Source organism: Methylobacterium gossipiicola, from assembly GCF_900113485.1.
Lineage (GTDB): Bacteria > Pseudomonadota > Alphaproteobacteria > Rhizobiales > Beijerinckiaceae > Methylobacterium > Methylobacterium gossipiicola.
In genome coordinates this window covers 143,146-156,562 of the sequence record NZ_FOPM01000005.1, presented here as the reverse complement: position 1 = coordinate 156,562, position 13,417 = coordinate 143,146, and the positions used below count along the sequence as shown (strand labels likewise).

The following is a 13,417-nucleotide window of genomic DNA, read 5'->3' as shown; positions in this document are numbered from 1 at the left end:
GTGTCTTCCATCTTGACCTCCTCGACTCCCCTTCGGCCCGGCTCCACCCTCGGCATCGTCGGCGGCGGCCAGCTCGGCCGCATGATCGCCCTCGCGGCGGCGAATTACGGCCTCAAGGTCCACGTCTTCGCCCCCGAGGCCGACAGCCCGGCCTTCGACGTCAGCGCCGCGCGAACGATCGCGGCCTACGACGACGTGGCGGCGCTCACGCGGTTCGCCGCGAGCGTCGACGTGGTGACGTATGAGTTCGAGAACATTCCGGCCGCCGCCGCGGAGGCCCTGGCCGCCAAGGCGCCCCTGCATCCGAACGCTTCGGCCCTCGCCACCACGCAGGACCGGCTGACGGAGAAGACCTTCATCACCGGGCTCGGCATCGAAACGGCGCCGTTCCGCGCCGTCGACACGGCGGAGGATCTGACGCGGGCGCTGGCCGAGATCGGCCGCCCGGCGGTGCTGAAGACCCGGCGCTTCGGCTATGACGGCAAGGGCCAGCGCATGATCCGCGCCGAGGGCGACCTCGACGCCGCCGCCATCTTGGCCGAATTCGGCGGTGCGCCGTGCATCCTCGAAGGGTTCGTGCCGTTCGAAGCGGAAGTGTCGGTGGTCGCCGCGCGCGGGATCGATGGCTCGTTCGCCGCCTACGAGCCCTGCGCCAACGAGCACCGGAACCACATCCTGGCGGTGACCCGCGTCCCCGCCCCGGGCCTCGCCCCGCAGACCGAGGCCGCCGCCCTCGGCATGGCCCGGCGCATCGCCGAAGCCCTCGACTATGTCGGGGTTCTCGCCGTCGAGATGTTCCTCGTGCCGCAGGCCGATGGACCGGCCCGGGTGGTGGTCAACGAGATCGCCCCACGGGTCCACAATTCCGGCCACTGGACCATCGAGGGCGCCGTGACCTCGCAATTCGCCCAGCATGTCCGGGCCGTCTCGGGTTGGCCGCTCGGCGGCACCGCCCGCACCGGCGGTCTCGCGGTGACCATGCACAACCTCATCGGCGCCGAGGCAGACGATTGGTCGCGTCTCCTCGCCGAGGGCGGCGCGCACCTGCACCTCTACGGCAAGGGCGAGGCCCGCCCGGGCCGCAAGATGGGCCACGTCACCCGCCTCCTGCCCAACGTCTGACCCCGCATTCGCGAGCGCCCATGTCCAGCCTCACCCTCACCGCCGCTCAGACCGTCGTGGCCAAGGCCCTCGAGGTCGCGCGGACGCACGCCATGAAGCCCCTCGTGGTGGTGGTGTTCGATGCCCGAGGCGCCCTCAAGGCGCTCGCCGCCGAGGACGGCACGTCGCTGCGCCGGGCCGAGATCGCCATGGGCAAGGCCAACGGGGCTCTCGCCCTGGGTATCGGCTCGCGGGCCATCGCCAAGCGCGCCGAGGAGCAGCCGACCTTCGTGGCCGCCATCAGCCATCTCGTCGGCGCACCCGCCCTGGTGCCGGTGCCGGGCGGCGTGCTGATCCGCGACGGCGACACCGTGCTCGGCGCCGTGGGCATCTCGGGCGACACCTCGGACAACGACGAACTCTGCGCCGTCGCCGGCATCGAGGCGGCGGGGTTCACCGCGCAGACCGGCGTCTGAGAGGCGCCCCGATGACCGCGCCGGACCCGCACCGGCGCCATTGTCTCATCGGCCTCGCCGCCGCCGGCCTGGTCCGCCCGGCCCTGGCCGCGCCCGCCGATCTCTACCGTCGCGGCAACGATGCCGATCCGGGCACCCTCGATCCCCACCGGGCCTCGACGGTGGCCGAAGCGCGCATCCTCCGCGATCTCTACGAGGGATTGCTCACCGACGACAACGAAGGCCGCGTCATCCCGGGGGTGGCCGAGGTCTGGACGGTCTCCGAGGACGGTCTGACCTACACCTTCACCCTGCGGGCGACGGCGCGGTGGTCGAATGGCGATCCCGTGGTGGCGGACGATTTCGTGTTCGCCCTGTCGCGTCTCCTCGATCCGGCCACCGGGGCGAAATACGCCGAAATGCTCTACCCCGTGCGAGGGGCGCGGGCGGTCAATCGCGGCGAGGCGGCTCCTGACACCCTCGCGGTTACGGCGTCCTCGCCCCGCACCCTCGTCATCGTCCTGACGCAGCCGACGCCGTATTTTCTCGAACTTCTCACCCACTTCGTCGCCCTGCCGGTCCATCCCGCGACGGTGCGGCGTTGGGGTGACGCCTTCACGCGGTCGGAGAACCTCGTCTCCAACGGAGCGTATCGACTTCGGGACACGGTTCCGAACGACCGCATCGTCCTCGATCGCAATCCCCACTTCCACGCAGCCGCGAGCGTTGCGATCCCGCGCGTGGCCTTCCTGCCGACCCCCGACCTCGCCACCGCCGTGCGCCGCTACGCCGGCGGCGAAATCGATTCCCTCGCCGATCTGCCCGGCGACCAGATGGCCTTCCTGAGGCAGCGGTTCGGCGATCAGGTCGTGCTCGGCCCGGCCCTCGGCCTCTATGCGTTGGTCTTCGACCTCCGCCGCCCCCCCTTCGACGATGTGCGGGTGCGCCGCGCCCTGTCCCTCGTCATCGACCGGGAATTCCTGGCCGAGCGCCTGTGGGGCGGGACCATGCAGCCGGCCTATTCCTTGTGCCCGCCGGGGCTCGACAATTACCGGGCTCCGCCCGAACTCGAAGGCCGCCATGCCCTGCCCATCGACCGCGAGGACGAGGCCCGCGCGCTCCTGGCGGCGGCGGGCTACGGGCCGGGGGGAAAGTCCCTTACCGTCGGCTACCGCTTCAACACCGGCGACAACAACCGCAACACGGCGGTGGCCATCGCCGAGATGTGGCGCGGCCTCGGCGTCGCGACCCGTTTCACCTACACCGATGCGAAGACCCATTTCGCCTATCTCCGCGATGGCCGCCCCTTCGACGTGGCGCGCCTGTCCTGGGTGGCAGATTACGCCGACCCCCAGAACTTCCTGTTCCTATTGCAGGGCGAAAACGACACCCTGAACCCCGGCCATTATGCCAACTCCGCCTACGATGCCCTGATGCGGAACGCCGCCGCCGAGTCCGACCTCGCCCACCGGGCCGACCTGCTGTTCCGGGCCGAGACCCTGGCGCTCGCGGACCTGCCCTGGATTCCGATCCTGCACACCCGCTCGAAAGCCCTGGTGAGCCCGCGCCTCGAAGGGTATCGCCCCAACCTCCGCAATGTCGCGCCCACCCGCTTCCTGAAGTTGCGGGCGTGATCGGCTTCATCCTGCGTCGGCTGCTCCAGGCGCTCCCGACCCTGCTGGCCGTCGTCACGGTGAGCTTCTTCCTCATCCGCCTCGCGCCGGGCGGCCCGTTCGATCTGGAGCGGCCGCTCTCCCCCGCCGCCCTGGCGCAGCTGCGCCGGACCTACGGCCTCGATCAGCCCCTTGGGCTGCAATACGTCCACTACCTTGCCGCCTTGGCGCGGGGGGATTTCGGGCCGTCCTTCTCGTTTCGCGACCTAGGGGTGGCCGAACTCATCGCCCGGGGCCTGTCCGTTTCCGTGACCCTCGGGGGACTCGCGCTCATCCTCGCCATGGGCCTTGGAATTGGCCTCGGGATGGGGGCGGCCCTGAAACCCGGCGGCGTCCTCGACCGGGCGGTGGGCTTCGGGGCCGGCCTCGGCCTCGCCGTGCCGACCTTCGTGGTCGCCCCCCTCCTCCAGATCGTCTTCGGCCTTGGCCTGAGCTGGCTCCCCCTCGGCGGCTGGGAGGGCGGTGCTCCGTCCCACCTCGTCCTGCCGGTTCTGACCCTCGCCCTGCCCCAGGCGGCCATCCTGGCGCGGCTGACGCGGGCCTCCTTACGCGAGACGTTTCACCTGCCGCACATCCGCACCCAGCGTGCCATGGGCCTGCCCGGCCACCGCATCACCCGCCACGCCCTGCGCGCCGCCCTGCTGCCGGTGGTGGCGATTCTCGGCTCGACGGCGGCCGCCCTCCTCACCGGCTCCGTCGTGGTCGAGACCCTGTTCGGTCTGCCCGGCCTCGGCCGGAGCTTCGTCGATGCCGCCCTGAACCGCGACTACACCCTGGTGATGGGCACGGTAATTCTCGTCGCGGTGTTCGTCGTCATCCTCAACCTCGTGGCCGACGTGCTCTGCGCCTTCCTCGATCCGCGCCTGCGGCTCGGCCGATGAGGCGGCTCGGGCGCCGTCTTGCCCGCGATCGGTCCGCCCTGGTCGCGTTCGGCGTCCTCGCGATGATCGGGCTCGCCTGCTGGGTCGGCCCGTTGTTCACCGGCCACGCCCCCGAGCGCATCTATCCCGACCTCGTCGCGGTCCCGCCGGGCCTCGCGCCGCATCCCCGGCCCGAGACCGTGGCGCCCGCCCTGGAGGGGCTCGCCTTTCGCATGCGGGCGACGGCGACGGAGATCGCCGCGCGGGATGGGCAGGTGCGCTTCGTCCTCGCGGCGCCGAGCCCCATCGACCCCCGGGTGCTCACCTACCTCCCCCGCTCCGACCTGTTCGGCCCGGCCACGATCCTGGCGCGGGAGGCGGACGGGCGTCGCCTCGTGGTGACGGCCCCGATCCTGGCCCGAACCTTTTTCCTCGGCACCGATGGTCTCGGTCGGGATCTCCTCACCCGCACCCTGGTGGCCGGGCGAGTGTCCCTCGTCATCGGCCTCGTCGCCACGGCGGTCGCCCTCGCCATCGGTCTCACCTATGGGGCGGTGGCGGGCTATGTCGGAGGCCGGGTCGACGCCATGATGATGCGCGTCGTCGATGGGCTCTACGCCCTGCCGTTCATGTTCTTCGTCATCATGCTGCTGGTTTTCTTCGACGCCGGCCTCGGTCTCATCCTCGTCGCCATCGGCGCCGTGGAATGGCTCGATATGGCCCGGATGGTCCGCACCCAGACCCTCTCCCTGCGGCGGCGCGACTTCGTCCGGGCCGCCGAGGCCCTTGGCCTGTCATCCGCCACGATCCTGCGGCGCCACATCGTACCCAACACCCTCGGGCCGGTGGCCGTCGCCGCGACCCTGCTGGTGCCGCGGGTGATCCTCCTCGAAAGTTTCCTGTCGTTCCTCGGGCTGGGCGTGCAGGAGCCGGACACGAGTTGGGGCGCCCTCATCGCCGAGGGTGCTCGGTCCCTCGAAGCCGCGCCGTGGATGCTCGGCCTTCCCGCCGCCGCCCTGGTGGCAACGCTGCTCGCCCTCAACGTATTCGGCGATGCCCTCGGCCGCGCCCTCGACCCCCGGGGCGACCCGCGCTGAAAGCTTGGCGGAACCGTTGGCGAGGCCGGTGGATTGCCAGAGCGTTGTCGATTCGTGCGCGTGAAGGAAATCCCATGGCGACCGAGGCAGGGACCGTGGCCGGCTCCCCCCCTGAACGCGTGCCCATGGGCACCGTCATCGACACAGACATCGCCGCCCGCCTCGACCGTCTGCCCTGGGGCCGGTTCCACGTTCTCGTCATCGTGGCGCTCGGCATCACCTGGGTCCTCGACGGCCTCGAAGTGACCCTCGCCGGCTCCCTCGTGGGGGCCCTGCGCGAAGCACCCATGAGCTTCACGGAGTTCGACGTCGGGCTGGCGGCGAGTTCCTACCTCGTCGGCGCCGTCACTGGGGCTTTGGGCTTCGGCTGGCTCACGGACCGAATCGGGCGCAAGAAGCTGTTCTTCATCACCCTGGCGCTCTACCTCGCGGCCACCGCCGCCACGGGCCTGTCCTGGGACATCTACAGCTTCTGCCTCTTCCGTTTCCTCACGGGCGCCGGCATCGGCGGCGAGTACACCGCCATCAACTCGACGATCCAGGAACTGGTGCCGGCCCGCGTACGCGGCTGGACCGACCTCGTCATCAATGGCTCGTTCTGGATCGGCGCGGCTCTGGGCTCCTTCCTGTCCATCGCGGTGCTGCGTCCGGGCATGATCGATCCGGCCTGGGGCTGGCGCATCGCCTTCTTCGTCGGCGGCGGCATCGGCCTCGTGATTCTCCTCCTCAGGACCTGGATTCCCGAGAGCCCGCGCTGGCTCGCCACCCATGGCTATGTGGCGGAGGCCGACCGGGTCGTCACCGGCATCGAGAAGCGCTTCACCGACGAAGGGCTCACCTTGCCGCCCGTCGATCCGAACAAGCGCATGAAGCTGAAGGTCCGCAGCCACACCCCTTTGGGCGAGGTGTTCGGCACCATGCTGGGCGGCCATCGCCGTCAGACCCTCGTCGGCCTCGCCCTGATGGTGGCGCAGGCGTTCTTCTACAACGCCCTGTTCTTCACCTACGCCCTGGTGCTCCAGCGCTTCTACGGCGTGCCGGGCGATCATGTCGGGTGGTATCTGCTGCCCTTCGCGCTCGGTTCCTTCCTCGGCCCCTTGCTGCTCGGCCGCCTGTTCGACACCATCGGCCGCCGCCCGATGATCGCGTTCACGTACGGTATCTCGGCGGTGCTGCTCACCGTGACCGGTTACCTGTTCAAGATCGAGGTGTTCGGTCCCATCGGCCAGACGGCCGCCTGGATGGTGGTGTTCTTCTTCGCCTCCGCCGCCGCGAGTGCGGCCTATCTCACCGTGGCGGAAACCTTCCCCCTCGAGATCCGAGCGCTCGCCATTGCGGTGTTCTACGCCCTCGGCACCGGGATCGGCGGTGTCTCGGGGCCGCTCCTGTTCGGTGCCCTGGTGGAGACCGGATCGCGCGACAACGTCCTCATCGGCTACGCCATTGGCGCGGCCCTGATGGCCTTCGCCGCCATTGTGGGCGGCCTCTGGGGCACGGCCGCCGAGGGCAGGTCCCTGGAAGACGTGTCGAAACCCCTCGCGGCGGCATGAGAGTCGTCACGCGTCCCGTCGTTCCCGGAAGAAGTCGCGCAGGAGGGCCGCCGCCTCGTCCTCGCGAAAGCCGCCATAGACCTCCGGGGCATGGTGACAGGTCGGTTGGTTGAACACACGCGGGCCGTGTTCGACCCCGCCGCCCTTGGCGTCGTAGGCGCCGAAATACAGGCGGCGGATGCGGGCGAAGGAAATTGCCCCCGCGCACATGGGGCACGGTTCCAGGGTGACGTAGAGGTCGCATCCCGTCAGGCGCTCGTCGCCGAGGATGCGGCAGGCTTCCCGGATCGCCAGGATCTCGGCGTGCGCCGTGGGGTCCTTCAGGCCGCGGGGCCGGTTGTGGGCGGTGGCGAGGATGCGGCCGTCCCGAACCACCACGGCGCCCACGGGCACCTCGCCTGCCATGCCCGCCCGCCGGGCGGCCGCGAAGGCTGCACTCAAGGGATCGAAGACGGGAAACGGCGGGCGCGCGGACATGTCGGCCGTCCTACCCGGATCGCCGAGCGGGGGACAATCGGCGTTCACCAACCCGAGAGGTCACGATTTCTCGGAATAGAACGGGGAACCCCGGTGCAGGCGTGACCGTTTGGTTTGCAACGCGGCTGACACCGCTAATTTAAATCAAGGATGCGATCATGAGCAGCACCGCCGACAAGATCAAGGGTCTCGCCAACGAGGCCGTGGGCAACATCAAGCAGGGCATCGGCAACGTCACCGACAATGACAAGCTGAAGGCCGAAGGCAAGGCCCAGGAGCTCAAGGGCGAAGCCCAGAAGACGGTGGGTGATGCCAAGGACGGCATTAAGAACGCCGCCGATACGGTGAAGAGCAAGCTCTAAGCATCAGATCGACCGACCGGTGTCCCGTCCTTGACGGGCGCCAGGGTCCGATGAAGGGGCAGCCGCGAGGCTGCCCCTCTGCGTTCGTCGTGATCCCGGGGCTCGAACGCGCTCTCTCTCGCAACGGGGCGTCCGCTCTGTTATGGGGCAGGCATGAGCGACAACACCGAAGACAAGACGGGCGGGTCCGACGACGCGCCCGTGGCCCCCTCCGTATCGAAGCCCGGCGATGGATCCACCGCTTGGGCGCCTCCCACCGACGCGGGCGTGCCCGGCCCCTCGGAGGAGGAGCGGCCGAAGGTCCGCAAGACCGCGATGCCCTCCACGCGCGGCGGCGACACGCCGTTGCGACGCAAGCCCGTCGCCAAGCCGGCGCCCGTGCCGGCCGAATCGAGCGAGGACGGCGCCTCCGCGCATGAGGGCGAGCGCATCGCCAAGGCCATCGCCCGCGCCGGCATCGCCTCGCGCCGCGACGTCGAGGCGATGATCGAGCAGGGCCGGGTGACCCTCAACGGCAAGATCCTGACCTCTCCGGCCATCAACGTGACGGGCGAGGACCGGATCACCGTCGACGGCGAGCCCCTGCCGGAGCGCGAGCGCACCCGCCTGTGGATCTACCACAAGCCGCGCGGCCTCGTGACCACGGCCCGCGACCCCGAGGGGCGCCAGACGGTGTTCGAGGCCCTGCCCGAAGATCTGCCGCGTGTCGTCGCCATCGGTCGCCTCGACATCAACACCGAGGGCCTGCTTCTGCTGACCAATGACGGTGGCCTCGCCAAGGTCATCGCCCATCCCGATACTGGCTGGCTGCGCCGCTACCGGGTGCGGGCGCATGGCGACACCACCCAGGCCGAGCTCGACAAGCTGCGCAAGGGTGTGACCATCGACGGGATGGATTACGGTCCCGTCGAGGCGACCCTCGACCGGTCGTCCGGCGACAACCTCTGGCTGACGCTCGGCCTGCGCGAGGGCAAGAACCGCGAGGTCAAGCGCATCCTCGAACACCTCGGCCTCGCGGTGAACCGTCTGATCCGCCTGTCGTTCGGGCCGTTCCAGCTCGGCGACCTCGAAGCCGGGCTCGCCGAGGAAATCCGCACCAAGGTGCTGAAGGAACAGCTCGGCCCCAGCCTGTCGGAACAGGCGGGCGTCGATTTCGAGAGCCCCGTGCGCGAGCCTATCGCGCCCTTCGGTTCGCCGAAACAGCAGGCGAAGCAGCCCGCCCGCAGCGCGTCGGCGGCCCAGCGCCGTGAATTCGACGGGGGCGAGGCGCGGCCCCCGCGTGGGGCCGGTCGCGATCCGTCGCGGGGCGGTGACCGTCCCGTGTTCAAGCCGGCGGCCCCGGCCCGCGTGCCGACGGGCGGAAACAGCGCCGGCCCCCGTCGCTCCGTCTGGCGGGCCGACGAGGCCGCGCCGCAGGAAGATGGCCCGCGCCGGGTGAAGATTCCCCGCCGGGGCGCCGATCCGAAGGCGGAGCGCGAGGCCGCCGCCGCGCGTGGCCGTGAGCGGGTCGGCTCCATCGGCACTGGCGACCGCCGCGTGCTGGTCGAGCGCCTGAAGGCGAGTCCGCAAGAGCCGGCCGCCGAGCCGCATCGCCGGGACAGCGCCCAGCGCCGCGAGGGCGGAGAGGGCGCGGGACGTCCGGTTCGGACGCTGCGTCAGGCCGATGCCCAGGCCGCCCGCCGCAGCGAGGCCGCTGAGCGCCCGCAACGCCGATTCGATAACGATTCCCGGCCTTCCCGCCGGGACGACGCCCCCCGGGGCCAGGGCGCACCGCGCCCGTTCTCCCGGCTGGACGGCGCCGAGCGGCGCGGGGACGAGCGGCCCCGCAGCTTCAAGCCCCGCGACGGAGGCGGCTTCGGCGACCGAGCCGAGCGGCCGTTCTCCAATCGCGGCGGCAAGCTTGGCGGTTTCCGCCAGGGCAACGAACGCGAGGGTGGGCCCGAGCGCTCCGGGGCCGATCGCGGCGGTTTCAAGCCCGGCGGCAAGCCGGGTGGGTTCGGCAGGCCCGGCGGGGCCGGAAAGCCCGGCGGGTTCAAGGCCGGCGGGTTCAAGGCCGGCGGCAAACCGGGCGGTAAGCCGGGCGGATTTGGCGGTCGTGGCGGTGCGGGCGGCAAGCCCGGTGGCGGATTCGGCAAGCCCGGCGGGGCGGGTCGTCCGCCGCGCGGTGGTGGCCGGTGAGGATCGTCGGCGGCGACCAGCGCGGCCGCCGCCTCGCCACACCGAAGACCGATGCCATCCGACCGACCTCGGACCGCCTGCGCGAGGCCCTCTTCAACGTCCTCACTCATGCCTACGACGACGCCATCGTGGGCGCGCGGGTGCTCGACCTGTTCGCCGGCACGGGAGCGTTGAGCTTCGAGGCCCTGTCGCGCGGCGCGGCCTACGCGCTTCTGGTCGATGAGGGCGCCGAGGCGCGCGGCCTGATCCGTGAGAATATCGAGGCGTTCGGGGCCGAGGGGCGTACCCGCCTGTTCCGCCGCGACGCCACCCGCCTCGGCCCCGTGGGCACGAGCGGCACCTTCGGCCTCGTCTTCTGCGATCCGCCCTACGGGCGCGACCTCGCCCCCCCGGCCCTGGCCTCGGCGGCGACGGGCGGGTGGCTCCTGCCGGGCGCCCTGGTAATCGTCGAGGAAACCGCCAGTGTCGTCGTCACGCTGCCACCGGGCTTCACGGCCCTGGAACGCCGCATCTACGGCGATACGGCGGTGGTGTTCGCCCGCTTCGCGGGTTAATTCAGCGCCGCCCGAACAGGCGCTCGATATCGCCGAGCTTGAGCGCCACGAAGGTCGGACGACCGTGGTTGCAAGTGCCCGACAGGGGCGTCGCTTCCATTTCCCGCAGGAGCGCGTTCATCTCCTCCGGCCGCAGGCGGCGGCCGGCGCGGATCGAGCCATGGCAACTCATCCGCGACAGGATGGCGTCGAGGCGCCGGCTCAAGGGGCCGCCGCTCGCGGAATCGGCGTCGAGGCTCCCCTCCTCGAGGCCGCTGCCCGCGAGGGCATCGAGGATGTCGATGACGAGGGAGCGGGTCGAGGTTCCGGCGAGCGCCGTGGGAACCTCTCGCACCAGGACCGCGCCGGTGCCGAAGGCTTCCAGTGTCAGGCCGAGGCGGGCGAGGTCGGGGGCCGCTTCGAGGAGGCGGGCGGCGTCGTCGGGCGCCATTTCGACCACGTCGGGAATCAGCAAGCCCTGCCGGGCGATGCCACCCGCCGCGCGCTCACGCTTGAGGCGCTCGTAGACGAGGCGTTCGTGCGCCGCGTGCTGATCCACCAGCACGAGGCCGTCCCGGGTCTGGGCGACGATGTAGGTTTCATGCAGTTGCGCGCGGGCCGCCCCAAGGGGGTGGTCGAAGCTTTCCCCTTCGGAATGCGCAGGTTCGGTGTCCTGCCGTAGGTCGGCACTGGGCGGGGCGAAATCGTGGGTGAAGGCCGCCTGCGCGGTCTCGTCGAAGCCGGAACGATAGGGCGTCGCCTCACGGGCGAAGGGCAAGCGGCCCGGCGCCCCGAACGAGGGCAGGCCGCGCGGCAGGGGCGGCGCCGTCGCGGGCCGCGCCCCCCAGCCGGTATGGGCCTGGAGCGGCCGGTCGCTCGGCGCGATATCGGCGGGAGGCAGAACCTCGCCCCGCAACGCCTCCAGGGTCCGGGCCGCCGTCGTCGTCGCCGTGCGGGCGCCCGACCGGCGCAGGGCCTCGTGGATCGCGCTGACGATGAGGCCGCGCACCAGGGCCGCGTCGCGGAATCGTACTTCGGTCTTGGCCGGATGGACGTTGACGTCGACGAAAGCCGGATCGCAGGTGATCGACAGGGCCAGCACGGGGTGGCGGTCCGAACTCATGGTGTCGGCGTAGGCGCCTCGTACGGCGCCCAGCAGCAGGCGGTCGCGCACGGGCCGTCCGTTGACGGTGAAGTGAATCTGGTTGGCCGTGCCCCTGTGATAGCTCGGCAGGCCGACATGCCCCGACACGGCAAAGCCTTCGCGCGCCATTTCGAGGGGTACGGCATTGGCGCCGAAATCCGGCCCCAGCACCGCCGTCAGGCGCCGCAGCAGGGCGGCCGGTCCCGCCTCGCTCTCGCCGGGAAACACCAGGGGACTGCCCCCGTCCGAGCGCAGGACGAGGCGGATGCCGGGTTCCGCCACGGCGAGGCGCCGCAGGCCCTCGGCGATGGCCGCCGTCTCGGCTCGGTCGGATTTGAGGAACTTCAGTCGGGCCGGGGTCGCGGAGAACAGGTCCGCGACCTCGATGCGGGTCCCACGCGGGCTCGGGGCCGGGCGCACCTCGCCCCGGATCCCCGCATTCACCGTGAGGCTGTGGCCGGTCTCGCCCGTGGCGGTGCGGCTCGTGAGGGTGAGGCGCGCGACGGCACCGATGGACGGCAGGGCTTCGCCGCGAAACCCGAGGGTGTCGATGCGGGTGAGATCACCGGTGGGCAGCTTCGAGGTGGCGTGGCGTTCCACCGCGAGGGCCATGTCCTCCGGCCCCATGCCGGCGCCGTCGTCGATGACGCGGATGAGGCGCCGGCCGCCGCCCTCGATGGTGACCTCGATGCTGCGGGCGCCGGCATCGATGGCGTTCTCCACCAACTCCTTCACGGCCGAGGCCGGGCGTTCCACCACCTCGCCGGCCGCGATGCGATCGACGAGGATCGGGTCGAGGCGGCGGACGGGGCCGGGGGTGCGGGATGGCACTGAAGACATGGGAAGAATATACGATCCCGCTCACAGGGCCGGAAGGCGCGCGACGGCCGGTCCCGGCGCTATCCCGTCCGTCCTGAAGCCCGAACATCGGGGAACGCCGTGACCGAGATGCTGGAGCGCTGCCGCGCGGTGTGGGGGCGGACGGACCGCATCGCCGCCCGGCCCGCCCTGCACCACGTCACCGACGCGGTCTACCGGCCCGGCTCCGCCTGGAACCTCGCGGACGCGGATGGCGCGCTCCTCGACGGAACGGCCGGAACCGATGCGAGTCCGGAGGCCACGGCCGAGGCGGTCCCGCATCTCCATCTCGGGGCGCTGGCCGCCCATTACGGGCACTTCCTCGTCGGTACCCTCGGCCGCCTGTGGCCCCTCCTCGATTGGTCCGGGCCGCCGCCGCGCCTGTTCTGCCACGCGACGGAGGACCCCGTCGCCCTGCCCTTCCTCGCGCCCATCCTCGGCCGCTTCGGCCTGACGCCGGGCGACGTGGTGCGGTTCGACCGGCCGACCCGCATCCCCCACCTCGTCCTGCCGGCGCCGAGCCTGAAGGAGCAGGAATACACCCATGCGGTCCATGCCGATCTGGTGCGGGCCATCGGGGCGCCGTTCTGGGAAGGCGTCGTCGTCGACGGCGAGCCGCGCCCCGCCTACCTTTCGAAAACGCGCCTCGCCTCCGGAATCTCGCGCCTGCGCAACGAAGCGGCGCTCGAAGCGGCCCTCGCCCGGCGCGGCGTCGATATCGTCTACCCGGAGACCCTGTCGCTGCCCGCCCTCGTGCGCCTGTTCTCGGAGCGCCGCGTGGTGATGGGCACCACCGGTTCGGCTTTCCACACGGCGCCCTTCGCGGCCCCCGGCCGGCGCATCCTCGGCCTGAATTGGGCGCGGCACCTCAACGCCAACTTCCCGCTTCTCGACGGCCTCAACGACAGCCAGGGCCGCTACTACCATCCCGTCGGCAGCGAGAGCGGCCCGGATGCGGGCTTCCATTTCGGCTGGGTCGTGCCCGACCCCGAAGGGGTCGCGGACGAACTCGTCGATCGGGCCTTGAACTTCGACACCCTCGATGCCCGCGATGCCGCGCGGGCGGCGATCCGGCGACGGCGACCGCTCGGGGCGCGGATCGCGCGCTGGTTCGGGGGCTCCTGAAGCC

At 71.3% G+C, this 13,417-nt stretch carries 12 protein-coding genes; 10 read left to right on the top strand and 2 right to left on the bottom strand.

Annotated elements, in window-relative coordinates:
• The 6 genes from BM249_RS06085 (at nucleotide 1) to BM249_RS06060 (ending at nucleotide 6,736) form a co-directional block, all read left to right on the top strand.
• Nucleotides 1–1,122, top strand: coding sequence for a 5-(carboxyamino)imidazole ribonucleotide synthase (locus tag BM249_RS06085; RefSeq protein WP_244528609.1), 1,122 nt, complete (start codon nucleotides 1–3; stop codon nucleotides 1,120–1,122).
• A gap of 20 nt (nucleotides 1,123–1,142) precedes the next feature.
• Nucleotides 1,143–1,577, top strand: a complete 435-nt coding sequence (locus BM249_RS06080; RefSeq protein ID WP_091969978.1) for a GlcG/HbpS family heme-binding protein — start codon at nucleotides 1,143–1,145, stop codon at nucleotides 1,575–1,577.
• A gap of 11 nt (nucleotides 1,578–1,588) precedes the next feature.
• Nucleotides 1,589–3,190, top strand: a complete 1,602-nt coding sequence (locus BM249_RS06075; RefSeq protein ID WP_091969976.1) for a peptide ABC transporter substrate-binding protein — start codon at nucleotides 1,589–1,591, stop codon at nucleotides 3,188–3,190.
• Nucleotides 3,187–4,110 carry an ABC transporter permease gene (locus BM249_RS06070; RefSeq protein ID WP_091969974.1) on the top strand — a complete coding sequence of 308 codons (924 nt, stop codon included), beginning with the start codon at nucleotides 3,187–3,189 and terminating at the stop codon, nucleotides 4,108–4,110. Before BM249_RS06075 ends, BM249_RS06070 begins: the two co-directional genes overlap by 4 nt.
• Nucleotides 4,107–5,186: an ABC transporter permease gene (locus BM249_RS06065; RefSeq protein ID WP_091969972.1), complete on the top strand. Its 1,080-nt coding sequence runs from the start codon at nucleotides 4,107–4,109 to the stop codon at nucleotides 5,184–5,186. The genes BM249_RS06070 and BM249_RS06065 overlap by 4 nt, the downstream gene beginning before the upstream one ends.
• Before the next feature lie 74 nt (nucleotides 5,187–5,260).
• Nucleotides 5,261–6,736: an MFS transporter gene (locus BM249_RS06060; protein ID WP_091969970.1), complete on the top strand. Its 1,476-nt coding sequence runs from the start codon at nucleotides 5,261–5,263 to the stop codon at nucleotides 6,734–6,736.
• Nucleotides 6,737–6,742: 6 nt separating this feature from the next.
• On the opposite strand, the gene BM249_RS06055 is transcribed toward BM249_RS06060, so the two are convergent.
• Nucleotides 6,743–7,213: a nucleoside deaminase gene (locus tag BM249_RS06055; RefSeq protein WP_091969968.1), complete on the bottom strand. Its 471-nt coding sequence runs from the start codon at nucleotides 7,211–7,213 to the stop codon at nucleotides 6,743–6,745.
• A 158-nt stretch (nucleotides 7,214–7,371) separates the two neighbouring features.
• Here BM249_RS06055 and BM249_RS06050 point away from each other — a divergent pair, with 158 nt between their 5' ends.
• The 3 genes from BM249_RS06050 (at nucleotide 7,372) to rsmD (ending at nucleotide 10,307) form a co-directional block, all read left to right on the top strand.
• Nucleotides 7,372–7,575: a CsbD family protein gene (locus tag BM249_RS06050; protein WP_091969967.1), complete on the top strand. Its 204-nt coding sequence runs from the start codon at nucleotides 7,372–7,374 to the stop codon at nucleotides 7,573–7,575.
• Nucleotides 7,576–7,728: 153 nt separating this feature from the next.
• Nucleotides 7,729–9,753 carry a pseudouridine synthase gene (locus tag BM249_RS06045; RefSeq protein ID WP_177232333.1) on the top strand — a complete coding sequence of 675 codons (2,025 nt, stop codon included), beginning with the start codon at nucleotides 7,729–7,731 and terminating at the stop codon, nucleotides 9,751–9,753.
• Nucleotides 9,750–10,307: a 16S rRNA (guanine(966)-N(2))-methyltransferase RsmD gene (rsmD, locus tag BM249_RS06040; RefSeq protein ID WP_091969965.1), complete on the top strand. Its 558-nt coding sequence runs from the start codon at nucleotides 9,750–9,752 to the stop codon at nucleotides 10,305–10,307. The genes BM249_RS06045 and rsmD overlap by 4 nt, the downstream gene beginning before the upstream one ends.
• Nucleotide 10,308: 1 nt before the next feature.
• Here rsmD and mutL read toward each other — a convergent pair whose 3' ends face one another.
• Nucleotides 10,309–12,270 (bottom strand): DNA mismatch repair endonuclease MutL, encoded by a 1,962-nt coding sequence (gene mutL, locus BM249_RS06035; RefSeq protein ID WP_091969963.1) that lies wholly within the window; start codon nucleotides 12,268–12,270, stop codon nucleotides 10,309–10,311.
• A gap of 108 nt (nucleotides 12,271–12,378) precedes the next feature.
• Between mutL and BM249_RS06030 the strand changes: the two genes are divergently transcribed.
• Nucleotides 12,379–13,413 carry a glycosyltransferase family 61 protein gene (locus BM249_RS06030; protein ID WP_244528618.1) on the top strand — a complete coding sequence of 345 codons (1,035 nt, stop codon included), beginning with the start codon at nucleotides 12,379–12,381 and terminating at the stop codon, nucleotides 13,411–13,413.
• Nucleotides 13,414–13,417 lie beyond the last annotated feature (4 nt).